Origin of the sequence: Bradyrhizobium sp. R2.2-H (assembly GCF_004346455.1) — a bacterium.
Lineage (GTDB): Bacteria > Pseudomonadota > Alphaproteobacteria > Rhizobiales > Xanthobacteraceae > Bradyrhizobium > Bradyrhizobium diversitatis.
In genome coordinates, this window is record NZ_SMBR01000002.1 from 127,628 (window position 1) to 150,739 (window position 23,112).

Annotated in this window: 24 protein-coding genes and 1 tRNA gene; 17 read left to right on the top strand and 8 right to left on the bottom strand. The window is 64.5% G+C overall.

Features of this window, described 5'->3' with window-relative positions:
* The first annotated feature begins 816 nt into the window (after positions 1–816).
* From EDE08_RS04735 to EDE08_RS04770, 8 genes are all read left to right on the top strand, one after another.
* The gene (locus EDE08_RS04735) at positions 817–1,974 is read left to right on the top strand and encodes a thiolase family protein (protein ID WP_131867664.1); all 1,158 of its coding nucleotides are present in this window, start codon (positions 817–819) and stop codon (positions 1,972–1,974) included.
* Positions 1,974–2,363: a Zn-ribbon domain-containing OB-fold protein gene (locus tag EDE08_RS04740; protein ID WP_131867666.1), complete on the top strand. Its 390-nt coding sequence runs from the start codon at positions 1,974–1,976 to the stop codon at positions 2,361–2,363. The genes EDE08_RS04735 and EDE08_RS04740 overlap by 1 nt, the downstream gene beginning before the upstream one ends.
* 199 nt (positions 2,364–2,562) lie before the next feature.
* The gene (locus tag EDE08_RS04745; RefSeq protein ID WP_165935766.1) at positions 2,563–3,423 is read left to right on the top strand and encodes a MaoC family dehydratase; all 861 of its coding nucleotides are present in this window, start codon (positions 2,563–2,565) and stop codon (positions 3,421–3,423) included.
* 194 nt (positions 3,424–3,617) lie between these two features.
* Complete coding sequence (locus tag EDE08_RS04750) at positions 3,618–4,496, top strand: SDR family oxidoreductase (RefSeq protein WP_131867670.1); 879 nt, start codon at positions 3,618–3,620, stop codon at positions 4,494–4,496.
* Between the two features lie 152 nt (positions 4,497–4,648).
* Entirely contained in the window at positions 4,649–5,602 is a 954-nt protein-coding gene (locus EDE08_RS04755; RefSeq protein ID WP_131867672.1) for a dihydrodipicolinate synthase family protein, read from the top strand.
* A 4-nt stretch (positions 5,603–5,606) separates the two neighbouring features.
* On the top strand, positions 5,607–6,404 hold the full coding sequence (locus tag EDE08_RS04760; protein ID WP_131867674.1) for an NUDIX hydrolase: 798 nt from the start codon (positions 5,607–5,609) through the stop codon (positions 6,402–6,404).
* A 76-nt stretch (positions 6,405–6,480) separates the two neighbouring features.
* On the top strand, positions 6,481–7,395 hold the full coding sequence (locus EDE08_RS04765; RefSeq protein WP_131867676.1) for a DMT family transporter: 915 nt from the start codon (positions 6,481–6,483) through the stop codon (positions 7,393–7,395).
* A gap of 123 nt (positions 7,396–7,518) precedes the next feature.
* Positions 7,519–10,206, top strand: coding sequence for a PAS domain S-box protein (locus EDE08_RS04770; RefSeq protein ID WP_131867678.1), 2,688 nt, complete (start codon positions 7,519–7,521; stop codon positions 10,204–10,206).
* On the opposite strand, the gene EDE08_RS04775 is transcribed toward EDE08_RS04770, so the two are convergent.
* On the bottom strand, positions 10,207–10,560 hold the full coding sequence (locus tag EDE08_RS04775; RefSeq protein WP_028178611.1) for a GrlR family regulatory protein: 354 nt from the start codon (positions 10,558–10,560) through the stop codon (positions 10,207–10,209).
* Between the two features lie 254 nt (positions 10,561–10,814).
* On the opposite strand from EDE08_RS04775, the gene EDE08_RS04780 reads away from it, so the two are divergent.
* Positions 10,815–11,312 carry a hypothetical protein gene (locus EDE08_RS04780; protein ID WP_131867682.1) on the top strand — a complete coding sequence of 166 codons (498 nt, stop codon included), beginning with the start codon at positions 10,815–10,817 and terminating at the stop codon, positions 11,310–11,312.
* 54 nt (positions 11,313–11,366) lie between these two features.
* On the opposite strand, the gene EDE08_RS04785 is transcribed toward EDE08_RS04780, so the two are convergent.
* The gene (locus EDE08_RS04785) at positions 11,367–11,753 is read right to left on the bottom strand and encodes a VOC family protein (RefSeq protein WP_131867684.1); all 387 of its coding nucleotides are present in this window, start codon (positions 11,751–11,753) and stop codon (positions 11,367–11,369) included.
* 180 nt (positions 11,754–11,933) lie between these two features.
* Between EDE08_RS04785 and EDE08_RS04790 the strand changes: the two genes are divergently transcribed.
* From EDE08_RS04790 to EDE08_RS04800, 3 genes are all read left to right on the top strand, one after another.
* On the top strand, positions 11,934–12,506 hold the full coding sequence (locus EDE08_RS04790) for a hypothetical protein (RefSeq protein WP_131867686.1): 573 nt from the start codon (positions 11,934–11,936) through the stop codon (positions 12,504–12,506).
* Between the two features lie 160 nt (positions 12,507–12,666).
* The gene (locus EDE08_RS04795; RefSeq protein WP_131867688.1) at positions 12,667–13,188 is read left to right on the top strand and encodes a hypothetical protein; all 522 of its coding nucleotides are present in this window, start codon (positions 12,667–12,669) and stop codon (positions 13,186–13,188) included.
* Positions 13,189–13,338: 150 nt separating this feature from the next.
* A tRNA-Arg gene (locus EDE08_RS04800) sits at positions 13,339–13,415 on the top strand.
* A gap of 71 nt (positions 13,416–13,486) precedes the next feature.
* Here the strand turns inward: EDE08_RS04800 and EDE08_RS04805 are convergent.
* Both EDE08_RS04805 and EDE08_RS04810 read right to left on the bottom strand, forming a co-directional pair.
* On the bottom strand, positions 13,487–14,452 hold the full coding sequence (locus EDE08_RS04805; RefSeq protein WP_165935765.1) for an AraC family transcriptional regulator: 966 nt from the start codon (positions 14,450–14,452) through the stop codon (positions 13,487–13,489).
* Between the two features lie 356 nt (positions 14,453–14,808).
* Positions 14,809–15,087, bottom strand: a complete 279-nt coding sequence (locus tag EDE08_RS04810) for a hypothetical protein (protein WP_131867690.1) — start codon at positions 15,085–15,087, stop codon at positions 14,809–14,811.
* A 215-nt stretch (positions 15,088–15,302) separates the two neighbouring features.
* On the opposite strand from EDE08_RS04810, the gene EDE08_RS04815 reads away from it, so the two are divergent.
* Together EDE08_RS04815 and EDE08_RS04820 are read left to right on the top strand one after the other, a co-directional pair.
* On the top strand, positions 15,303–15,755 hold the full coding sequence (locus EDE08_RS04815) for a DUF3775 domain-containing protein (RefSeq protein WP_245524700.1): 453 nt from the start codon (positions 15,303–15,305) through the stop codon (positions 15,753–15,755).
* 39 nt (positions 15,756–15,794) lie between these two features.
* The gene (locus tag EDE08_RS04820; RefSeq protein ID WP_131867691.1) at positions 15,795–16,256 is read left to right on the top strand and encodes a host attachment protein; all 462 of its coding nucleotides are present in this window, start codon (positions 15,795–15,797) and stop codon (positions 16,254–16,256) included.
* 23 nt (positions 16,257–16,279) lie between these two features.
* Here EDE08_RS04820 and EDE08_RS04825 read toward each other — a convergent pair whose 3' ends face one another.
* Entirely contained in the window at positions 16,280–16,543 is a 264-nt protein-coding gene (locus EDE08_RS04825; RefSeq protein WP_061882749.1) for a hypothetical protein, read from the bottom strand.
* Positions 16,544–16,844: 301 nt separating this feature from the next.
* Here EDE08_RS04825 and EDE08_RS04830 point away from each other — a divergent pair, with 301 nt between their 5' ends.
* Both EDE08_RS04830 and EDE08_RS04835 read left to right on the top strand, forming a co-directional pair.
* Positions 16,845–17,291, top strand: a complete 447-nt coding sequence (locus tag EDE08_RS04830; protein WP_061882748.1) for a hypothetical protein — start codon at positions 16,845–16,847, stop codon at positions 17,289–17,291.
* Positions 17,292–17,387: 96 nt separating this feature from the next.
* Positions 17,388–18,260, top strand: a complete 873-nt coding sequence (locus EDE08_RS04835) for a DMT family transporter (RefSeq protein ID WP_131867693.1) — start codon at positions 17,388–17,390, stop codon at positions 18,258–18,260.
* A 111-nt stretch (positions 18,261–18,371) separates the two neighbouring features.
* Here the strand turns inward: EDE08_RS04835 and EDE08_RS04840 are convergent, their stop codons facing one another.
* Both EDE08_RS04840 and EDE08_RS04845 read right to left on the bottom strand, forming a co-directional pair.
* Positions 18,372–18,662 (bottom strand): histone, encoded by a 291-nt coding sequence (locus tag EDE08_RS04840; protein WP_131867695.1) that lies wholly within the window; start codon positions 18,660–18,662, stop codon positions 18,372–18,374.
* 66 nt (positions 18,663–18,728) lie between these two features.
* Complete coding sequence (locus EDE08_RS04845) at positions 18,729–20,120, bottom strand: cryptochrome/photolyase family protein (protein WP_245524720.1); 1,392 nt, start codon at positions 20,118–20,120, stop codon at positions 18,729–18,731.
* A gap of 169 nt (positions 20,121–20,289) precedes the next feature.
* Between EDE08_RS04845 and EDE08_RS04850 the strand changes: the two genes are divergently transcribed.
* On the top strand, positions 20,290–22,014 hold the full coding sequence (locus tag EDE08_RS04850) for a methyl-accepting chemotaxis protein (RefSeq protein ID WP_131867697.1): 1,725 nt from the start codon (positions 20,290–20,292) through the stop codon (positions 22,012–22,014).
* A gap of 95 nt (positions 22,015–22,109) precedes the next feature.
* Here the strand turns inward: EDE08_RS04850 and EDE08_RS04855 are convergent, their stop codons facing one another.
* A complete protein-coding gene (locus tag EDE08_RS04855; RefSeq protein ID WP_131867699.1) occupies positions 22,110–22,769 on the bottom strand; it encodes a peroxiredoxin in 660 nt (219 codons plus the stop codon).
* Between the last annotated feature and the right edge of the window lie 343 nt (positions 22,770–23,112).

Here is a 23,112-nt window from a genome sequence, read left to right on the forward strand (position 1 = left end):
CCATCCCTAGCGCTACCCGTCGGGCAAAACACCCATGCCATGGTCAAGCCGGGCACGCAAAAACATTCCGCTTTACCGAAATTCGGAATCGTCGTATTCGTCCGTCACCTCATCCCTCTCAGAGGGGCGTATCGCGATCGTCACGAAACGCGGGGTGAGTGGCGGTGGACGCGGGCTGCGTCGCGCGAGCGATTGTCTCTCGTGCACGACGGGCGCGGTCTCGCGTACGGCAAAATCGTGTGGTCCTGACGCCCGGGGTCTGTGCGTCAAGACTTGCGATCGCTCGCAAGGCGACGGGGGCAATAGTGCAACGCTCCCCGAGGAGAGCGCGACATAAGCCGTAAAGCCACTGCGCAGGGAAGGCCGGATGTTTGGCCGCACCTGTATGCCGCTGTGCATCTGTTCTTCGCGCAATTCGCGCACAGCGGACCGTGGGTGCCCAGCCGGCACCCGGTCTTCCCTGCGCCCTCTGTTTTCCGAGGGAGCAAGACGGACGCAAGACTCGGGCGAAATATGCCGCGAGGATGCGGAAGTGTGTCTGCAAAGCAATCTCTCGTGCCCCGGACGCAGCGCAGCGCTCTTGGCAGTGCGCTGGAAAGCCGGGGCCCACGTTGCAACGACGGTGCGCGACCCCATGGGTCCCGGCTCTGCGCAGCAACGCCAGGGCGTTGCTGCGCGTCCGGGCCACGAGACATTGCCCCCACTTGCGCCGACCCGCTGCCCTCTCGCGCGACGGAATATTTCCGCGCTTGCCAATCAGGCCATCGCGGTTCAGAAAAACCCGAGCAAGAAGAAGCGCAAGCGGAGACCTGAAGTTTGACCATCAAGGGCAAGGCCTACATTGCCGGGATCTACGAACACCCGACCCGGCACGCGCCGGACAAATCCACCGCCCAGCTCCACGCCGAGGTCGCCAAGGGCGCGATCGAGGATGCCGGGATCAGCAAGGACGATATCGACGGCTATTTCTGCGCGGGCGACGCGCCGGGCGGCGCCTGGCCGATGGTCGATTATCTCGGCCTGAACACCAAGAAACTTCGTCACATTGATTCCACCGAGACCGGCGGCTGCTCCTACATCATCCATCTCGGCCATGCCGCCGAGGCGATCGCCGCGGGCAAATGCTCGATCGCGCTCGTTACGCTCGCCGGCAAGCCGCGCACCGGCGCGATGCCGCCGCGCGCGGCGGGCGCCGAGGTCGATTTCGAATCCGCTTACGGTGCGACCACCCACAATGCCTATGGCATGTGTGCCATGCGCCATATGCACGACTATGGCACCACCTCCGAGCAACTCGCCTGGATCAAGGTCGCGGCATCGCACCACGCGCAATACAATCCGCATGCGATGCTCAAGGACGTCGTCACCGTCGAGGACGTCCTGAACTCGCCGATGATCTCCGATCCGCTGCATCGCATGGATTGCTGTGTCGTCTCCGATGGCGGCGGCGCAATGATCGTGACGACGCCCGAGATTGCCAAGAGCCTGAAGAAGCCTCTGGTGCGCCTGATCGGCCATGGCGAGGCGATGAAGGGCCCGCGCGGCGGCAAGGATCTCGATCTCACTTACTCCGCCGGCGTCTGGTCCGGCCCCCGCGCGTTCGAGGAAGCCGGCATCACGCCGAAGGACATCAAGTACGCTTCGATCTATGACAGCTTCACCATCACGGTCTTGATGCAGCTGGAAGACCTCGGCTTCTGCAAGAAGGGCGAGGGCGGCAAGTTCGTCGCCGACGGCAACCTTATCTCGGGCGTCGGCAAGCTGCCGTTCAACACCGACGGCGGCGGCCTCTGCAGCAACCATCCGGTCAATCGCGGCGGCATGACCAAGATCCTCGAGGCCGTGCGCCAGCTGCGCGGCGAGGCGCATCCGAAGGTGCAGGTCAAGAATTGCGATCTCGCCATCGCCCACGGCACCGGTGGCCTCCTGGGCGTCCGCCACGCCGCCTCGACGGCCATTCTGGAGCGCGTGTGATGAGTGAAGCGAAGAAATATCCGGCTCCGGTGACGAACCCGGAAACCGCGGCGTTCTGGGACGCGGCGAAAGAGGGCAAGTTCATGATCAAGCGCTGCACCGCTTGCGGCGAAGCGCATTACTTCCCGCGCTCGATCTGCCCGTTCTGCTACTCCGACAAGACGGTGTGGGAGGAGGCGTCGGGGGAGGGCACGATCTACTCCTGGAGCCTGATGCGGAAATCGCCGACCGGGCCTTACGCGATCGGCTATGTCACGCTGAAGGAGGGGCCGTCGGTGCAGACCAATTTCGTCGACTGCGATCTCGAGAAGCTGAAGATCGGCCAGAAGGTGAAGGTGGTGTTCAAGCCGACCGACGGCGCCCCGCTGCCGTTCTTCACGCCAGCCTAGCCATCTTCCCTTCCCCCTTGTGGGAGAAGGTGGCGCGAAGCGCCGGATGAGGGGTTTCTCTCCACAGAGAGACATTCACTGCGGAGCAAACCCCTCACCCAAACGAGTTTGCCGCACGGCTCTCGCGGCCCTCTCCCACAAGGGGAGAGGGCACTTCGACTGGCAGCGGCGCATAAGAATCCGGGAGGAAACAAACAAAATGTCCGCCAGATACGAAGAGCTCAAAGCCCTCAAGAACATCGGCCAGAAATACGCCTACACCGACCGCGAGGTGATGCTCTACGCCTACGGCATTGGCCTCGGCGCCGATCCCATGGACGAGAAGGAGCTCGCCTTCGTCAACGAGGGCACGCTGACGCCGCGGCCGCTGAAGGTGGTGCCGACCTTCGCCTCCGTCGCAGCCTGGGGTTCGGGGCCGGGCGAGATGAATCTCAACCGCGTGATGGTGGTCGACGGCGAGCGCGACATCACCTTTCATCAGCCGTTGCCGGTCGCCGCCAACATCACTGCCGATTCCTCCGTGCTCGAAGTCTACGACAAGGGCAAGGACAAGGGCGTCGTCATCGTTCACCAGACCGTGCTGAAGAACGAAAAGGGCGAGAAGCTGGCGACGCTGGTTGCCTCGCGCTTTGCGCGCGGGGACGGCGGGTTCGGCGGGCCGAACCTGACCCAGCCCGATCCGCACAAGATCCCATCGCGCAGCCCCGACAAGACCATCGACATCACGACGCGTCCGGACCAGGCGCTGGTCTATCGCCTCTGCGGCGACCGCAATCCGCTGCACTCCGATCCGGAGTTCGCGAAGAAGGCCGGCTTCCCGCGCCCGATCCTGCACGGCATGTGCACCTACGGCATCACCTGCCGCGGCGTGCTCCAGACCTATGCCGATTACGACGCGAGCGCCTTCCGCCAGCACGTCGCGCGGTTCTCCTCCCCGGTCTATCCCGGCGAGACCGTGACCATGGACCTCTGGAAGGACGGCAACGTGATCTCGTTCGAAGCCAAGGTGAAGTCGCGCGGCGTCACCGTGATCAAGAACGGCAAGACGGTGCTGGGTTAGGCGGACACCGGCGGCGCGTTCCCTCGCCCCGCTTGCGGGGAGAGGGTGGGGTGAGGGGGAGTCTCCCCGGGGACGGTGACAGGCGAGTACGCGGAGGCTCCCCCTCACCCTGAAATCAAGCTGCGCTTGATTTCAGGCCTCTCCCCGCAAGCGGGGAGAGGCGAAGGAAGAAGAACAAACAGGGAGAAGCCACCATGGGATTGCTCGCTGGCAAGGTTGCGCTGATCACGGGCGCGGGCGGGGGGCTCGGTGAGGCCTACGCAAGACTGTTCGCGCGGGAAGGGGCCTCGGTCGTCGTCAACGATCTCGGCGGGCCTCGCGACGGCTCCGGCGCCGACAAGTCAATGGCGCAGCTTGTGGTGGACGCGATCAAGGCCGAGGGCGGCAAGGCGGTCGCCAACGGCGCCGACATCTCCACCATGGAGGGCGGCCAGTCGGTGTTCGACGACGCCATCAAGCATTTCGGCCGTGCCGACATCCTCGTCAACAACGCGGGCATTTTGCGCGACCAGACCTTCGCCAAGGCCTCCGAGGCCGACTGGGACAAGGTCATCAAGGTCCACCTGAAGGGCACCTTTTGTTGCACCCTGCCGGTGTTTCGCTGGATGCGGGAAAACGGCGGCGGCGTCATCGTCAACACCTCCTCGACCTCGGGCCTGATCGGCAATTTCGGCCAAAGCAACTACGGTGCGGCCAAGGGCGGCATCTGGGGCTTGTCCAACGTGCTGGCGATCGAGGGCCGCAAGTACAACATCCGGGTCTGGACGCTGGCGCCGGGGGCCCTGACCCGCATGACCGCAGACCTGCCCCGCTATAAGGAGAACCCCGGCGCGGCGCTGGGGCCGGACGGCATCGCGCCGGCCGTGCTATACATGGTCAGCGATTTGTCGGGCGACCAGACCGGCAAGGTGCTGGGCGTGTCCGGGCCCCGCGGCGTGCGCGAAATGCGGATGATGGAAATGGAAGGCTGGAAACCGCCGCACACGGGCTGGAAAGCCCAGGACATCGCCGATCATGCCAAGGAGATCTTCTTCTCCGAGGAGCAGATCAGGATGGGGGCGCGGCGGTTTTAGCTACGCTGTCATTCCGGGGCGCGACGAAGTCGCGAGCTATGATACGCAATTGCGTATCTGAGAATCCATAACCCCGGCTTGTGGTTATGGATTCCGGGCCTGTCCCTTCGGGCCATCCCGGAATGACGAATAGAGAGAGACAAGGAAAGACGATGAAACTAACCGCCGACGCCAAGGGCACCTTCGCAATCGCGCCGACGCCGTTCCACGACGACGGCCGGATCGACGAGCGCTCGATCGACCGCCTGACCGATTTCTACGAGGAGGTCGGCTGCGACGGCGTGACGGTGCTCGGCATCATGGGCGAAGCCCCGAAGCTCGACGCGGCCGAGGCCGAGCAGGTGGCGGTGCGCTTCGTCAAGCGCGCCAAGAAGATGCAGGTGATCGTCGGCGTCTCCGCGCCGGGCTTCGCCACCATGCGCTCGCTGGCAAAGGCGTCGATGGATGCGGGCGCGGCCGGCGTGATGATCGCGCCGCCGCCCAGCTTGCGCACCGACGATCAGATTATCGGCTATTTCAAGCAGGCGGCGGAAGCGATCGGCCCCGACGTGCCCTGGGTGCTTCAGGATTATCCGCTGACGTTGTCGGTGGTGTTCACGCCCGCGGTGATCCGCAAGATCGTCATGGACAATCCGAACTGCGTGATGCTCAAGCACGAGGACTGGCCGGGCCTGGAGAAGATCTCGGCGCTGCGCAGCTTCCAGAAGGACGGTTCGCTCCGGCCACTCTCGATCCTCTGCGGCAATGGTGGGCTCTTCCTGGATTTCGAGATGGAGCGCGGCGCCGATGGCGCCATGACCGGCTATGCCTTCCCCGAGCTTCTGATCGATGTCGTGCGCCTGTCGAAGCAAGGCAAGCGCGACGCCGCGCACGATCTGTTCGACGCGCATCTGCCGCTGATCCGCTACGAGCAGCAGCCCGGCGCCGGACTTGCCGTGCGCAAATACGTGCTGCAGAAGCGCGGCGTCATCGCTTCCAGCGCCCAGCGCAAGCCCGGCGCTACCATCACGGCGACGGCGAAGGCCGAGGTCGAGTACCTGCTGTCGCGCGTGGCCCGCGTCGACAAGCGCGCCAATCTCGGCCCGCAATCCAGCGCCGCAGGTTAGTCGAATGGCCGAGACATCAGCATCGCGCCCCGCGTCGACGATCCTCCTGCTGCGCGACGGTGCCGCACAGGACATCGAGGTCTTCATGATGGTCCGCCATCATCAGATCGAGTTCAACTCGGGCGCGCTGGTGTTTCCCGGCGGCAGCGTCGATGCCGGCGACAAGGAGATCGTCGCGCGCTCGGACCTGTATTCCGGCGGGGAGGGCCTCAGCGAAGCGGACCGCGGCTTTCGTATCGCCGCGATCCGCGAGACATTTGAAGAGAGCGGCATCCTGCTGGCGCGATCGAAGGATATCGGCGCGCCGGTCGACGCCAAGCGTGCCGGCGAGATCGCCGACGCGCATCGGATCGCGCTCAACGAGCACAAGATCAGCTTTCTCGACATTCTCGCCGACAATGGCCTCCGGCTCGCGCTGGACACGCTCGTGCCCTACGCACACTGGATCACGCCGGAGGGCATGCCAAAGCGGTTCGACACGTGGTTCTTCCTCGCGGCAGCTCCGCCCGATCAGCTCGGCGCCCATGATGGCCGTGAGTCCACGGATTCGATCTGGGTCTCGCCGCGCGAGGCGGTGGAGGGCGGTGAGAGCGGCCGCTTCAAGCTGCCGTTTCCGACCACGCGCAATCTGATCCGGCTTGCGAAGCAGCCAAATGTGAGCGCGGCGCTGGAGCACGCCCGCGGCCTGTCCATCGTCACGGTCATGCCGGTGATGACCAAGACTGAAGCCGGCCGCCAGCTCCGCATCCCCCGCGAAGCCGGCTATGACGGAGAGGTGTTCGAGGTGGGGGCTGTCGGCTAGAACACTTCGACGCTCGACGAAGTATTGACGACCGCACTGGCGCTAGGTTCCACCGCGAAAGCAAGGAATGCGCGCCATGGACGACCGTCAGGACACCAATATTGCCGTCGAGCTGGCCCTGCTGGTTGCGCTCGCAACCCTCTGGGGCGGCTCCTACACCTTCATCAAGCTCGGCGTTGCCACCATCCCGCCGATCACGCTGATCGCGGCGCGCACCGCGATTGCCGGGCTGTTACTGCTGGCCGTCATGTGGATACGTGGCATCAGGATGCCGAGGGATAGGGCGACCTGGCAGCGCTTCGCGTTCCAGGCCGTGCTCAACAGCGTTATCCCATGGACGCTGATCGCCTGGGGCGAGCGCCATGTCGATGCCGCGCTCGCCACCATCCTCAACTCGGCTGGGCCGATCTTCACCTTCCTGCTCACGGCGGCCGTCACCCGCCACGAGACGACGACACCGCGGAAGCTGTTCGGGGTCGTGGCGGGAATGGCCGGCATCCTACTGATCGTCGGGGCCGATGCCTTTCATGACATCGGCAGCGGCCTCGTCGCCGAGGCCGCCATCGTCGCCGCCACCATCTGCTACGCCTGCGCCGCGATCTTCGGCCGCAGCTTCAAGGGCCTCGATCCCATGGCGCCTGCTGCCGGCTCGCTGCTGGCAGGCGCCGCGGTCTTGATCCCGGCCTCGCTGGCGCTCGAGCAGCCCTGGACGCTGTCACCTTCGCTGAGCTCCATGCTGGCACTGTCGGCGCTCGCGGTGTTCTCGACCGCGGCAGCGTTCGCCATCTATTTCCGCCTGATCCAGACTCTCGGATCGGTCGGCACCACCGCGCAGGCCTATCTCCGCGTTCCCATCGGGGTCGCCATCAGCGTCGCCTTCCTCGGCGAGACCTTGAGCCGGACCGCCTGGATCGGCCTTGCCTGCGTCGTCCTCGGCGTTGCCGCCATGACCATCCCGGCCCGCAGGGCAGCGAGCGTCAAACTGTCGTAGGGCCGAGGTTGGAGAGGGCGGCAGGTCCCAATATTAACGATACTCCGCGCCCCGAGGCATGTTCCCCCCGGGCGGCAATACGTCGTATATTGGGTCTCCAGCAGCCCGGTCCTCAAACCAGCAATGTCCGCCGAATTGACGCCGCCCCCTGAGAAAAGGCGAACATTTTCGCTCTCCATCGGCCAGCTCACCTTCGGCAGTTTTCTGTTGATGCTGGCGGTGATCATCGTCACCTCGACCGCGAGCGTGATCGCGATCCGGCATATCGACACGACATTCGCCGAGCTGCAGCGGCTCCAGAGCGTCGGAGATCTCGCCGAGGACATCGATCGCCGCATGAACGAGCTGCGCGTCGCCGCGCGAGACTTCGTCACGGATCCCGGCGCCGGCATCCAGTTCCAGCAGGTGGGCGAGGCGGCCTCGACCCTGAGCGACATCCTGAAGAAGACCCGCATCGAGCTCGCGCCCGAACAGCAGGATATGATCGACGGGGTCACCGAGCGGCTTGCGACCTATCGCAACGGTCTGGAGCGGATCTCGACCCTGATCGACCGCCGCGCCCAGCTGCTCGCCGGCCTGCCGCCGCTGCGCGAACGGTTCGATGCAGCCATCGCAGGCACTGCGGACCGCGAGCTGGCATCCCGCCTGTCCGAGGCGCAGAGCCGGATCGCGGTCGGGCTGCTCGCGCGCAACCCGTCCGCGGCCGAGCAAGCCGCGCAGGGGATGCGGGCGCTTGATATTGGCGATGCCAAGCTGAAGTCGGCGGTGAACGACTATGCCGAGGCCATCATGGCCGTCGCCGTCCGCGAACGGCAGATCGCCGACATCGATCGCGAGGTGCTGGGCACCGAGGGCCGATTGATCGGCCGCGTCACCGAATTGCTGCGCGAGGTTAGCGCAAGGCGCGGCCACGTGCTGTCGCGCGACTTTGCCCGCACCCTGACCGAGGCGCGGTGGCAGAGCATCGTGCTCGGTACGATCGGCGTGCTGATCGGCATCGCCGCTGCGTTGTTCGTCGTACGCAGGACGGTGCGTCCGCTCGCCCAGATCGCGCGATCCATCCGCGCGCTTGCGGCCGGCCGGAAGGACACCTCGATTCCGTCGGCCGAGCTCGACAACGAGATCGGCGACATCGCGCGGGCGGCCGAAGTGTTCCGCCGCGCGCTGGAGGAGGCCGACACGGCGCGCGAGGCGGCGGTACACGCGCTCACCGAGCAGCGCCTCGCCGAAGAAAGCTACCGGAAACTGTTCGAGGGCTCGGTCGACGGCATCTATGTGACGACGCCGGCCGGCGACCTCCTCAATGCCAATCCGGCGCTGGCGCGGATGATGGGCTATGACAGCCCGCAGCAGCTGATCGACAGCATCAACGACATCGCCCATACGATCTACGTCCATCCCGAGGCGCGTGCCGAATACCAGCGGTTGATGGCGCGCGACGGCATGGTGCGCGAATTCGAGTACCAGGTGCGCCAACGCAACGGCAACATCCTCTGGCTCTCCGACAGCGCCACGGGCGTGCGGGATGAGCAGGGCAACATCGTCCGCTACGAGGGTACGCTGCGCGACATCACCGACCAGAAGCGCGCGGAGGACGCCATCGCCGAAGGCCGGCGCCTGCTCCAGCAGGTCATCGACACCGTGCCCGCGGTGATCAACGTCAAGGACCGCGAGCTGCGCTACGTGCTGATGAACCGCTACATGGCGGGCATCTTCGGCATCGAGCCCGGCGATGCGCTCGGCCGCACCACGGCCGATCTGATGTCGCGCTATGGCGCGGCCAAGTCCGACGAGAACGACAAGAGGGTGATCAAGCTCCGCAAGGGGCTCGGCTTCTACGAGGAGGAGTACAAGGACGCGGCAGGCAACATGCGGCAATGGCTGGTCAACAAGCTGCCGCTGCTCGATGCCGAGGGCGAGATCGAGCGGATCGTGACCGTCGCGCTCGACATCGGCGAGCGCAAGCGCGGCGAGCAGGAAATGCGCAAGGCCAAGGAAGCCGCCGAAACCGCGCTGCGCAATCTGCGAGAAACCCAGGCCTCGTTGATCGAGGCGGAGAAGCTCGCCGCGCTCGGGCGCCTGGTCGCCGGTGTCGCCCACGAGGTCAACAATCCCGTCGGCATCAGCCTTACCGTCGCCTCCGCGCTCGAGCGCAAGACCGCGATGTTCACCGCCGATGTCGAGCGCGGCGAGCTGCGCCGCTCCACGCTCAACGAGTTCCTCAACACCAGCCGCGACGCGTCCTCGCAGCTCGTCTCCAATCTCAACCGTGCCGCCGAGCTGATCCAATCGTTCAAGCAGGTCGCAGCGGACCGCAACTATTCGGACCAGCGGACTTTCGATCTCGGCGACCTCACCGAGCAGGTGGTGATGAGCCTGCGGCCGGGCCTGCGCAAGCACAATCTGACGCTCAACGTCGAGTGCCAGCCGGACCTGACCATGAACAGCTATCCCGGCCCGTACGGCCAGGTGCTGACCAACCTGTTTCTCAATTCGGTGGCGCATGCCTTCCCGGACGGCCGGCCGGGGACCATCGAGATCCAGGTGCGCGAGTCCGGCAAGGACAATGTCGAGATCATCTTCTCTGACAACGGCTGCGGCATGTCGCTCGATGTCCGCCGCCGTGCCTTCGATCCGTTCTTCACGACACGGCGCGACCAGGGCGGCACCGGCCTCGGGCTGCACATCGTCTACAGCATCGTTACGAACCGGCTCGGCGGACGGCTCGATCTCGATTCCGAACCGGGCGGCGGCACGTGTATCCAGATCATCCTGCCGCGCGTGGCGCCGCTCGAGCAGGCTGCGGAATAGCTAATCGACCTCTGCGAGCTTGTGCAGGGTGGCGCCGAAAATCAGGCTGGCCTTGCCGACCAGCGCTGTGCCCGTCATCTCCGCGCGCGTGTCCGTGTAGGTGCCGCTGACGCCGATGCCGACCGGGGCAGGGCCGCCGAACAGCGGATTGTCGTCGCCCCGAGGCGAAGTGTGCCGTTGCACCAGCACCTCGCCTTTGAAGGTGTTGTTGTTCTTCACCGTGTAGCTGCCGGTGTAATAGAGGTAGGCGTCTCCGCCGAGAATCTTGCCGTCGCGGAAAAGAATCACGCCGCTGCCCTTGCCGACTCGACCATCGAGCAGGGTGACGTGAATTGAATAGAGGCCGTTCTTCATAACGTCCCGTAGGCCGGCCGCCATCGCCCAATGGCGTAACCGGTCCGGCTTTTATGCCAAAGCCCATCTCCTCGCGCAACGCGGCAGTTTGCCGGTCGGCGCGCCGACCTGCGAGCCGTAGTTGTCCCGGATTGTCAGTGACACCATCATGACGCTCTGATGGAGAGGCGAGGCCCGACGTTGCGAATCAGAGTTGGCCCGCGAAATGCATAACCATTGTTGCACTGGCCGCGGGGTGCTGGAGCAAGACGAACGTGACCAACTGGATCGATTCCGGCGGCAATGAGCTGCGTCTGTACAGCGTGCGTCCCACGAATTGCAAAAGCGAACAACGGCGGATTGGCGACGCGATACACCGGCGAAACCTGACGCGGCTGGCGCCCGCCTTGGCTTTGATCGCGCTCGCAGCCTCTTCAGGGCACGCGCGCGACCGCGGGCAGTTCGCCAATACCAATCCCGAATTGAAGGCCTGGTTCGACAGTCTGCGCAGCGGCAAGGGGCCTTGCTGCTCCGATGCCGACGGTTCGGCGCTCTCGGACTCCGACTGGGACAGCAAGGACGGGCATTATCGCGTCCGCGTCCCACGCTACGGCTACGCGCTCGACGGACAGCAGCAGGAACTCGTCTGGGTCGATGTGCCCGAGGAGGCCGTGATCTCGGAGCCGAATCGGGTGGGGCGCACCATGGTCTGGCCGATCTACGGCTACATGGGCGTCACCATCCGCTGCTTTATGCCCGGTAGCATGACTTAGCGCCGCGCGGGCTCACGGCGTTCCGGTGGTATGCCTAAGGCGGCCGGCGTCGCGTCAGGTGTATTTCTTGTCGCGCTCGAGCAACTCGATGGAGATGCCTTCGGGGCCGCGGATGAAGCAGATGCGGACGCCGGGCCGAATGGTCGTCGGCTCGCGCGTGAAGGTGACGCCCTTGGCCTTGATCTCGGCGGCGACGGCGTCGATGTCCTTCACCGTCAGGCCAAAATGGTCGAGACCCTGATGCGGATGCGGGGGCGGCGGGTTGACGGCGCCGTCGCCCTCGAGTGGTGCGATGAAGATCCTGGCTCCGCCGAGGTTCACGTCGATCCGTCCGGGGACGCGCACGATCTCGCCACCAAGGATGTCGCGCAGCCAGGCCGCGGTGGCCTCCGGATCGGGGCTGCGCAGATGGACGTGATCCCAAGTGACGGCGATTGGCATTTCATATTCTCCCAACGGGGTCTTCCGATCTTGCGGCGCATGTTAGCGGCCTCGGCCGGTGGTCGCCACCGTCCTTGCCGACTCGCCTCACGTGCGGGAACCTTAGTTCCTCGCCCGGATTAAGGTAGCAGTGGCCCAGTCCAACGTTCATGGTGCTCGGCTGCGATCGGTGCTGCAACCATGAGTGCCAGGCTCGACCAGATCGCATTGGGGCGCTTCGCCGGAACCGGCGAACGATCGGCGCGGGCCGTGACGATCGCGAGCGTCTCGTTTGGCCGTGGTCTTCTGTGGCTGCTGGCGGCAATCATCGTTGGCTGCGGCATCTGGATGCTGCTGCCCCTTTCCAAAGGCAATAGTGCTGAGGCGGCGAGGCCGGAGCTGGCGGCTGTTGAGTCGGCTCCTTCGGGCGATGCGTCCGCGGTGGTGTCATCGGCGTCCGAAGCTCCGGCACCTGCGACGGCGGAACTCAGTCGGCTCAGGATTTCGTCGCAGACCTGGCGCCGCGGCGGCCTCGGCTCCAAAGCCCTGGTGACGTTAACGCTGCGAAACGACAATGACTATGCCGTAAAGGATGTCGAGATCGTCTGCGCGTTTACGCGGCGCGACGGCAGTCATCTGACCAACCGCAGCCGGGTGCTGGCGGATGCAGTCAGCATGAAGAGCCGCAAGACCTTTGCGCGTATCCCCGTCGGCTTCGTTAACGTGAATGCCGATCAGGCGAGATGTTCGCTGGTCGCAGCGCGCCGCGCCTAAAGGCGGTACGTTCCAGTAGCGGAAAAGTTACTCTACGCGCACCTTGGCCAAGAAACTATGCATTGCCATTTGAACCAAATGGCTGGGTCAGGAACCAATTGAGAGATCGCCTGTTGAGGCGGAGAGCCCACGCGGGGATGCGGGGGGCGGAGCGCGGCCGATGCCCATCTTTAGGTATTTCATTTTTGTCGGTGGAGCCTTGCTCGCACTGTTGTTCGCGGCGGATTTCGTCTTCCCGGCGGCGCCCGTAGCACAAGCCGTCGCGACGACCGCGGGCAACGACCAGCCAATGATCCGAATCCGGTCCAATCGGCATCTGCCCGAGCGTGTTGTGCTCGACACCAGCCAGCCGACGATTGCTGCACCTGCGGTGCAGACTGCCGCTGTTGCGGCTCCCCAGCCGCCGGTACAGGACGGCGTCTCGCCGGCATTAGCTGAGATCTCGGCTAAGACGCGGGTACGCGAGACCTTCGCCCAGTTCACGCCGGAGCCGAGGACCAATACCGCCGCCGCCAAGAAGGTAGGGGCCACTCAATCTCAGATTGCCCAGGCTCAAGCTTCTCCTGTGCCGGCTCCTCAACCCAAGCGCAAGATCGTCAGGACGCATCCGGCGCCGCAGCCCGGCCGGCCGATGCAGATCGCTCAGCAGCCGCATTTCGGTCTCTTCAACACGACCTGGTGACAGCGCCTTCGACCCGCCTCGATCGAGGTCGGAAGGGCTTTTTATTGGCCGGGCTCTCTGCTAATTCGAAGCAATCCGAACGCCGTCCGGTGTGCTGGTTCGTCACCAGCGCGGTCTGGCGAATCTCGGTGGCCCGCTGCCCGGGCCAGGGCGCTCGTAGCTCAGCTGGATAGAGCATCGGATTTCGATTCCGAGGGTCGGAGGTTCGAATCCTTCCGAGCGCGCCATCCCCTGGTGTTCTAGATATGTTCCGAAACGGCGCTAATGCCGGTCACGGTCGCGGTGCCCGCGGCGTCAATCAGCCTGCCGACACACCGCTTCGCCGGCCGCGTGACAGCGTGTCGGAGGGCGCCTCGTGGAATATCGCGCGGTAGGCTGCGGCAAATTCACCGAGATGGTGGAAGCCGTGGGCGCGTGCGCAGGTGGCAACGGTGACGCCGCCGCCCTTGAGGAGGCGTGAGCGGGTCGCCCACAGCCTTTTAAGGCGAATGTACTGGTGCAGGCTCATGCCGCGCACCATGCTGACGGCACCGCCGAGCGTCCGGATCGAGACGCCAAACGCGCGGGCGAGATCGGCGGTATAGATCGGCGTGGTCGGATAGGTCGCGACGTAGTCGTCGATGCGCTGCACGAGCTTGATCGCTCGCTCGCCCTGGACCGAGGTACTCCGATCCGGGATCGAATCTATTCGGAACAGGTCGTCGAGAGCGAGCAGTAGGCCTTCCTGGAGATGGGCGGCAACCTCGGTGGTTTCGAACAGGCCCGGCTGCACCGACGCGGTGCGCAGGATGTCGAGCAAGAGTTGTCGCGTGTGCAGGAGGGCGGGCCGGTTCGCGACATGCGCCCGCAAATCGTCGACGTGGTCGAACCAGCCCCGGTCTCTCAGCGCAGGGGAGAAGATGATCATGGCATGATGATTGGTCCGCGGCTCGACGAAATGGCACTCATCGTTGCCGCGGAGCGCAACGAAGAAGCGGGCGTCGAGATCCATTCCCTTGAAGTTGACCTGGAGGTCGTCGGTCATGGACAGGATCACCATCCCACCCGGCATGCGATAGGCGGTATCGAGGATGCGTGCGAACGATCTCATCATGATGATGCGGCACGCCGGCAGGGAGACGACGGCACGGGCCGCCGCGAAGTTCGGAATGTCCAATGGAATGCTTCTCGCATCTTCCATCGTCTCGATCGGCCGAAACGCATCTATATCGGAAAACCCGATCAGTTGAAGCGCGGAGGACGGAGCGAGGTCGTCGAACAACATGGTTCTGGCCGGCTGAAATGAGAAAATCAAATGAATGTCGATGCATCGCCATCAATGGCGAAACATCGCGTTTCAGTAAACCGGATTCCGGACCGTAGTATTGCGGACATCATGCCATCGGATCCACCGGATCGATGTCACCGCCACGTTTCGACTCATCGATTCGCCGGAGGCGAGATCGATGAAATGCTGCATGCAGGCGTCACTGGCGAAGGACGAAACCCCGTCGCTACGTCACCATGTAGAATGACGGTATCGGCTGATTTCATCTTTGATCTGGATCAGATCCGGGCGGGGACGGCCGCGCAAGAAATGATTCTGCAAAAGCGAAGGGGCCCTGAGGACCCCTTCAAACGTCACCAGCGGCGATAGCCGCGGTAACCATAATAGCGCGGGCCGTAATAGCGCGGCGGCCCATAGTACCGTGGGCCGTAATATGGCCGCGGCCCGTAATACCCGTAGTAGTTCGGGCGCCACCAGCACCGCCCCCAGGCGTTGCAGACCATGCGGACCTGCTCGACGCCGGAGATCTGCGGTGTCGCCGGTGCGGGAGCGATGGGCATGGCGGATGCCGCCGACGCCGCCGCGAGGGCGCCGAACAGGGACGTGGCGACGAGGCCAGTCTTGAGGTTCATGATGTCTTCCTCCGCTTACGCGATGCAGGATATCGAAGTTGTTCGGATCAAATTGTGGCGGACCCGAAATGTAATGCTGATGAATAAATCTTCAGCGAGCTGGCCCGGCCCCGACCCCAGCAGGCCAGCTGGCTTGGGCCACGAGGGCATGCCCGTGACTTGGACCTTGATCCTGCGCAATTCGCAAGTTTGCCTTGGCTTTTAGTGTCGACGACATGGCAGCGGCGTTGTGCGTGCTGCCGGACAAGGTGAGCTGGATGCGAGTCATTCCAAATCTGTCGATCTCGCCGGAGAAGGTCTTCTTCGTCATCTCGAAGGCGCGCCGGTCCGACAGCGAAGCGGTCGGGAACGGTGTCATCCTGGAGTCCGGTGACGACGACATGAGCTTCGGCCGCGGTGGACGCGGCGAAACCACCGATCGTGCCGAGCTTGCGGGCTTCATCGGCGATCTCAATGTCGACGAGCAGATCGATCTCGTGGCGCTGACCTGGCTCGGTCGCGGCGACGGCGATCTCTCCGATTGGCGCGAACTGCGCGCTCAGGCCGCGCAGGCGCACAACCAGCGCACGGCATCCTACCTGATCGGCACGCCCATGCTCGCCGATCATCTGGAAGAAGCGATGGCGCAATTCGGCAAGTCCTTCGAGGAATTCGAAGAGCAGCTCTGATGCCGAAGCGGCATCTGCGAGTATCAAGGAGAAGGTGTGATGGACAAGATGAGAATGGCCAAGGGCGACTGGCTGGTCGTGTGCGACGGGCGCAAGGCGCTGATTCTGGAGAACCTCGGCGACGACAAGTTTCCGAATCTCCACACCAGGGAAGTGCATGAGCAGTCCAACCCCTCGACTACCGCGCAAGGCAGCGACGCGCCGGGCCGGTTGCACCCGGCGGTCGGCGGGGCGCGCAGCTCAGTCGAGCAGACCGATTGGCACGATGAGGCCGAGCGCGCCTTCTTGCGGGGACTGGCGGGCCGGCTCGACGCTGCCATCAACTCCGGCGAGACCAAGGCCCTGACCATGGTGGCCTCACCGCGCGCGCTCGGCATGATCCGCGCCGATTATTCGGACGCCGTGCGCAAGGCGCTTCAGGGGGAGGTCAGCAAGGACCTCGTCAAGCTGCCGGTCTACGAGATCGAGAAGCAATTGCTGCTGTCGGGTGCCGCGAAATAGGCACCCGCACAGGGCGCGGCGCCTCAGTAGCAGGGGTGCCGCCGGCCGTCCTGGCCGATGTAAGCGGCCGCGCTGCGGTAGCAGTAGTTGGTCGACGGACCGTCGTAATAGGCGAAGGTGCCGGGGGTGATGCCGGGTCCGTAATTGTGCAGATAGCTGATCGGGTAGGGTAGCGGGTTGGCATAGGAGCGGTGGTGCCGGTGATATCCATTCGCCTCCGCAAGGCCAGGGGCCAGGATTGCAGCCGTCAGGGCCGCAACCGCGGCTACAAGCGTCAACTTGCTCATCTCGATTCTCCGGAACCCGCTCGAACAGATCAGCCATCTATAGCAATTTTGGCCGGTTAGGCATCGCTGCGGAGGCCCGAAATCATGGCCAGTCCTGCAGATTTCCGGGTGGGTGTGACAGAATTGCCGGACATGCGGTCGAAAGCTGCCCATTTTTGGCCTTTTCCGGATGCTTAACGAATTCCCCACACAAGTATGACCAAAGAGTATTTGCTCAAGAATCCTGCCGCCGTCCCCACGGGATCACTTGCGGGTCCTTCAAGGTCGGTGCATTCCTGAAGGCCATCGCCGTTACCTCGCCATGCGCATCACGCTTCTGAGCCTGCTGTTGCTCTCCGTCGCTGCCGGTACGCCGGCGCGCGCCGAGCTGCACATTACCCGCGACCATGGCGGCTATGTCGAGGAGTACAAGGCCAAGTACAAGCGCGTGCGCGAGAAAGGCGAGCGCGTCATCATCGACGGCATCTGCAATTCGGCCTGCACGCTCGTGCTCGGCATCGTGCCGATGAACAAGATCTGCGTGACGCCGCGCGCGAGCCTCGGTTTCCACCAGGCCTATTACGACAAGGCGTTCACCTTCGGCATCAAGGTCACCAGCGCCGAAGGCACCTCCGATCTCATGTCCTACTACCCCGACAAGGTAAAGGACTGGATTCGTCGCAATGGTGGACTCACCACCGACATGAAGAAGATCAAGAACGGCGTCGAGCTCTGGAAGATCATCGATCCCTGCCCGGAAGAATGGTGATGAGCTGAGCTAGACCGCTGTCATCCGCCGCAGCGCAGCATCGTCCGGACGAAATTCGCATTGCCGCTTAGCCTTCGCTGAGGCAATGAGGCGGCAATGAACCATAATCAAGAAAACCTGACCGCCCGCGCCGCGCCGATCCTGTTCGTCCTGCTCTGGAGCACGGGATTCATCGGCACCAAATACGTGGTCAACAATGCTGATCCCTTGACGTATCTCGCCATCCGCATGGCCATCGTGGTCGGGCTGATGGCGATCATCGCAGGCATCGCGCGGCCGAAATGGCCCGACCGGATCGGTATCGCGCACAGCGCGGTCGCCGGCATCCTCGTCCACGGTTTCTATCTCGGCGGCACGGCGATCGCGATTGCGCATTCGATTCCCGCCGGGCTCTCTGCGCTGATTCCGGGACTGCAGCCGATCCTGACCTCGACCATCGCCAATCGCTGGCTCGGCGAGAAGGTGACGCCGGTGCAATGGGCCGGCCTCGTCCTCGGCCTCGGCGGCGTCGTGCTGATCCTGCACAACCGTCCCATGACCGGCGAAGCCGGGTTCGGCTGGCTTGCCTCGGTGGTCTCGCTGATCAGCATCACGCTCGGTACGCTCTATCAGCGCCGCTACTGCAACCAGATCGACTGGCGAACCGGCAATCTCGTGCAATACGTTGCCGTCACCATCTTCTTCGCGATCGGGGCATTCCTGTTCGAAGACCGGGTGGTGCATTGGACACAGGAGTTCGTGCTCGCGCTCGCCTGGCTCGCCGTGGCGCTCTCGATCGGTTCGATCGGGCTGTTGTACTGGCTCATCCGCCACGCTGCAGCAACCTCGGTCGCGAGCTTGTTCTACCTGGTGCCCGCCGTCACCGCGCTGATGGCCTATCTGCTGTTCGGGGAGAGACTCGATGCGCTGGCGATTGCCGGCATGGCGATGTGCGCGGCGGCGGTGTTCGTCGTCAACCGGCGCTTCTGAAGCATGATCCGGAAAAGTGCGCAGCCGGCCGCCGCGCGGCAAGGGTCGGGTATCCTGGGGCAGGTCTCCAGGCGGATGTCCACTCCCGGAGACCTGTTCTGAGCGTCGTGATCAGCGCTTCGCCTTCTTGGCCTTCTTCTTCTTGCCGGCTTTCTTGACGCCCTTTTTCGCAGATGTCTTGCCGGCCTTCTTCGCGGTCTTCTTGGCCGCTTTCTTTGAGGACGCCTTCGCCTTCTTCTTGGCCTTCTTCTTGGACGTCTTCTTCGGGCCTACTTTCTTCGCGACCTTCTTGGCGGCTTTCCTGACTTGCTTGACGGCGGCGACCGCCGCGTCCTTGGTTGCATCGACGGCGCTGGTGATCGTGTCCATCGCCTGTTCGGTGATCGGCTTTTCGTCGTCCATATCGTCCCCCGCGGTTTGATTGAGGCGATGACGATAGCGGGTTTCGAAATTGTGTCAAAGCGGCGCTCAACCTCTGCGGATCTTTGCGTAGGCGGCGAGCGCACGCTCGCGCCCCCTGGCATGATCGATGATCGGCTGCGGATAGGTCTTGCCGGGCGTGATGCCCGCGCTCGCAAGCTCGATCGGCGTTGCCTGCCAGGGCTGGTGGATCATCTTGGCCGGCAGGTTCTTCAGTTCCGGCACCCAGCGCCGAACGTAGGCGCCATCCGGATCGAACTTGTCGCCCTGCAGCACCGGATTGAACACGCGGAAATAGGGGGCAGCGTCTGCACCGCAACCGGCGACCCACTGCCAGTTGGCGGGATTGCTGGCGGGGTCCGCATCGACCAGCGTGTCCCAGAACCAGGCTTCGCCCTCGCGCCAGTCGATCAGCAGGTGCTTGACCAGGAAGGAGGCAACCACCATCCGGACCCGGTTGTGCATCACCCCGGTGTGCCAGAGTTCCCGCAGACCGGCATCGACGATCGGATAGCCGGTGCGCCCGCGCTGCCAGGCAGCGAGCGCCTTGTCATCGCGCGTCCAGGGGAAGCCATCGAAGTTGGTCTGCAGGTTTTCAGTGGCGAGGTCGGGATGGTCGTGGAGGAGGTGGCGGCAGAATTCGCGCCAGCCGAGCTCGCTCAGGAATTTTTCGATGCCCGGCCCGAGCGCCGGATCTTCGGCCGCGGCGAACCGCGCGGCGTGCCAGACTTGGCGAGGGCTGAGCTCGCCGAACCTCAAATGCGGCGAGAGCCGCGAGGTGCCCTCCCGGTCCGGACGGTCGCGGTCGCCGGCATAGACGCGTGCGGTGTGCTTGAGGAAGTCGCGGAGGCGGCTTCGTGCCGCCGCTTCGCCGGGACTCCATGCCTCGCGCAGGCCACCCGCCCAATCGGGCTTGGCGGGCTCGAGTTTCCAGCTCTCCAGACGATCTCCGGCGATCCTTGGTGCAGGGTGCAGCGCCTTCGGTGCGGGCAGCGGCTTTGGCGGATCGCCGAGCGAAAGCACGCGCCGCCAGAATGGTGTGAACACGCGCAGGCCCCGGCCGTCCTTGTTGCGGATCGCCGAGGGTGGGACGAGCAAATCGCCAGGACAATTTTGCGAGTCTGCTCCGAGCTTTGCCAGCGCCGCTTCGAGCGCTCGCTCAACCGACTGATGTGGCGCCTGGGCGATCCCGTTCCAGTAGACGGCGCGGGCGCCGCTCGCGCGCACCACCTCGGGGATGACCCTGGCGGCCGGTCCCCTGCGCAGGAACAGCGACCCGCCGCGCTCGGCGATCTCGGCCCCGAGCGCCCGCAGCGACTGCGCCAGCCACCAGCGCGCCGCGCCACCCGGCGCCCGCCCGGTCGTCTCATCGAGCACATAGAGGCAGACCACCGGCGCTCCGGTCTTCGCGGCGGCGTGCAGGGCGGGGTGGTCGGACAGGCGGAGATCGTCGCGAAACCAGACGATGACGGGCGGCACGTTTGGCGCGGTCAGGGGTGTCCTCGTTTACGATTTGGAAAGGCGTTCCGCCTGCAGCGGTATCATGGTCGTTAATGCCGCCGTAAGCCTATTGCACCAATATGCAGGAATTACTGGGGCCATTCCATCCATGTTCAAAGCTTCGAAGTTCCTGCCGCAGTTCAAGCTGGGCACCAAGGCCGTCCTGTGCGCCGTGCTGCTGATCGCCATGAATACGGGGCTCGTGGTCGGCGCCGGCTATTGGTCGCTGACCGCCGCCTTCAATGATCGCGCCCTCCGCGACATCGACGTCAGCCTGCGCACGCTGGCGCTGGCGTTCGCGGAGACCGTTCCGGAGGCCAAGATCACGATCCAGGACGGCGCGGTCGTGCGCGCGGAGATCCCCAAGATGCCCGACTTCAAGGACCATGCGATCGTCGATCGCGCGGTGTCCTATGTCGGCGGCAATGCGACCCTGTTCGTGTTCGACGCGGCGAGCGGGCAATTCGTCCGCCGCTCCACGAATGTGAAGAAGGAAAACGGCGACCGCGCCGTCGGCACCCAGCTTGCCGCCGATCATCCGGGGCAGGCCGCGCTGCGCCGTGGCGAGGCCTATAAAGGGCCGGCCACGCTGTTCGGCAAGACGTTCATGACCGCCTATTTCCCGATATTGGACTCGACCGGCAAGGTCGCCGGCATTCTCTATGTCGGCATCCCGATGATCCAGTACGAGAATATGCTGGCCCAGGCCATCGAGAGCATGGCGGTGGCCGCCGGGCTTGCCGCGCTTCTGGTGCTGGCTCTGACCCTGCTGGTCGTCCGCCGGATCACCCGGCCGCTCACCTCGGTCACGCGCTCACTCACCGCGCTTGCCGAGGGCCGGAGCGACGTCGCGATCGAATGCGAAGACCGGGCCGACGAGATCGGCGAGATCGCCCGCACGGTTGCGGTGTTCAGGAGCAATTCGCAGGAGCGGGCGCGCCTGCGCAGCGAACAGGCGGCGGCAACCGCTGCCGCGGCCGAGCAGCGCAAGGCCGAGCTGCGCAGCTTCGTCGAGGAGTTCCGCGGCAGCGTCGGCGGCATTCTCGACAAGGTGCTCGCATCGTCCGGCGAGTTCGAGCGCGCCGCGCGACAACTCACCGACGCCGCGCGCGCCACGGCCGATCTGTCGGCGCAATCGGCCGGAGCGTCCGAAACCGCCTCCGAGCATGTGCGTTCGGCGGCGTCGGCTTCCGAGGAGCTGTCTCAATCCATCTCCGAGATCACCCGCCGGGTGCAGGAATCGAACCAGATTTCCGCTGACGCGGTGCGGCAGGCCGAGGCGACCGACCAGCGGATTGCGCAGCTCTCGGAGGCCGGCACGCGCATCGGCGACGTCGTCAAGCTGATCACCTCGATCGCCGAGCAGACCAACCTGCTGGCGCTGAACGCCACCATCGAGGCCGCACGCGCCGGCGATGCCGGCCGCGGCTTTGCGGTGGTGGCCCAGGAGGTCAAGACGCTCGCCGGCCAGACCGCGAAAGCGACCGACGAGATATCGAACCAGATCGAGAGCATGCAGCTTGCGACCGAGGAATCGGTCGCTGCCATCAAGGCGATCAGCGAGACCATCGAGCGCATCAGCGGCATTGCCGGCTCGATCTCGGCTGCGGTCGAGCAGCAGAAAAGCGCAACCCACAACATCGTGGCGAGCGTTCGCGCGGCGGTCTCAGGCACGGCCGAGGTCGCCGTCAACGTCCGGCACGCCGCCAAGGGTGCCGGCGAGACGGGCGAGACCTCGAGCCGGATGTTTGCCTCGGCCCAGGCGCTGTCCGGCGAGAGCCTGCATCTGAAGGCCGAGGTCGACGGTTTCCTCGACCGCGTGCGGACGGCGTAATTCAGCGTTGTCATCCCGGGGCGGTGCGAAGCACCGAACCCGGGATCTCAAGATTCCGGGCTCGGTCCTTCGGACCGCCCCGGAATGACTGTCGACTATTTCGGCTGCGGCACGATGCGCAGGTAGGGCTTTGGCTCCTTCCAGCCCTGCGGGTAGATCGTCTTCGCCTCGTCGTTGGAGACCGAGCCCGCGATGATGACGTCATCGCCCTGGGTCCAGTCGGCCGGCGTGGCAACGCGATGCTTGGCGGTGAGCTGGAGCGAGTCGATGACGCGCAGGATCTCCTGGAAGTTCCGCCCCGTGGTCATCGGGTAGACCAGCACCAGCTTGATCTTCTTGTCCGGCCCGATGATGAAGACGTTGCGGACGGTCTGGTTGTCGGCGGCGGTACGCTTGAGGGGATCGCCCGAGATCGCGGCCGGCAGCATGCCGTAGAGCTTCGAGACGTTGTAATCGGTGTCGCCGATCATCGGGTAATTCGGCGCGGCGCCCTGGGTCTCCTTGATGTCTTCCGACCATTTGGCGTGGTTGTCGACGGGATCGACCGAGAGCCCCATCAGCTTGACGCCGCGCTTGTCGAATTCCGGCTTCAGCCTGGCGAGCGCGCCGAGCTCGGTGGTGCACACCGGCGTGAAGTCCTTCGGGTGCGAAAACAAGAGCGCCCAGCTGTTGCCGATCCAGTCGTGAAACTTGATCTTCCCTTCGGTGGTGTCGGCTTCGAAGTCGGGTGCGGGGGCGCCGATCGGAAGTGTCATGATTTTACCTCATCACATTGAATTTACAGGAAGATTCGTCTCTGGCCGTCATCCTCAGTATAGGGCCCTTACCAGGCCAAGTGAACGCCAACTGAACCGGCTCAAGTAAAATGTGAATTCTTTGCTTGAAGGGCCGATTTCCTAGCAACTTATTGTTACAGCGGCACCTGCGGCGAAACATCCCCATCCGGGGTCACACGGTCTCGCTCGCCCCGATAATTCCTTTTATGACTTCCATCACGCTCGCCCGGCGCGTCCTGGAACCAAAATGGTCCTGACAGCGACCAATTGGCAACCATCTCGAGAAGTCGCGATCCCCGTATCGAATCGTTAACCACCCCTT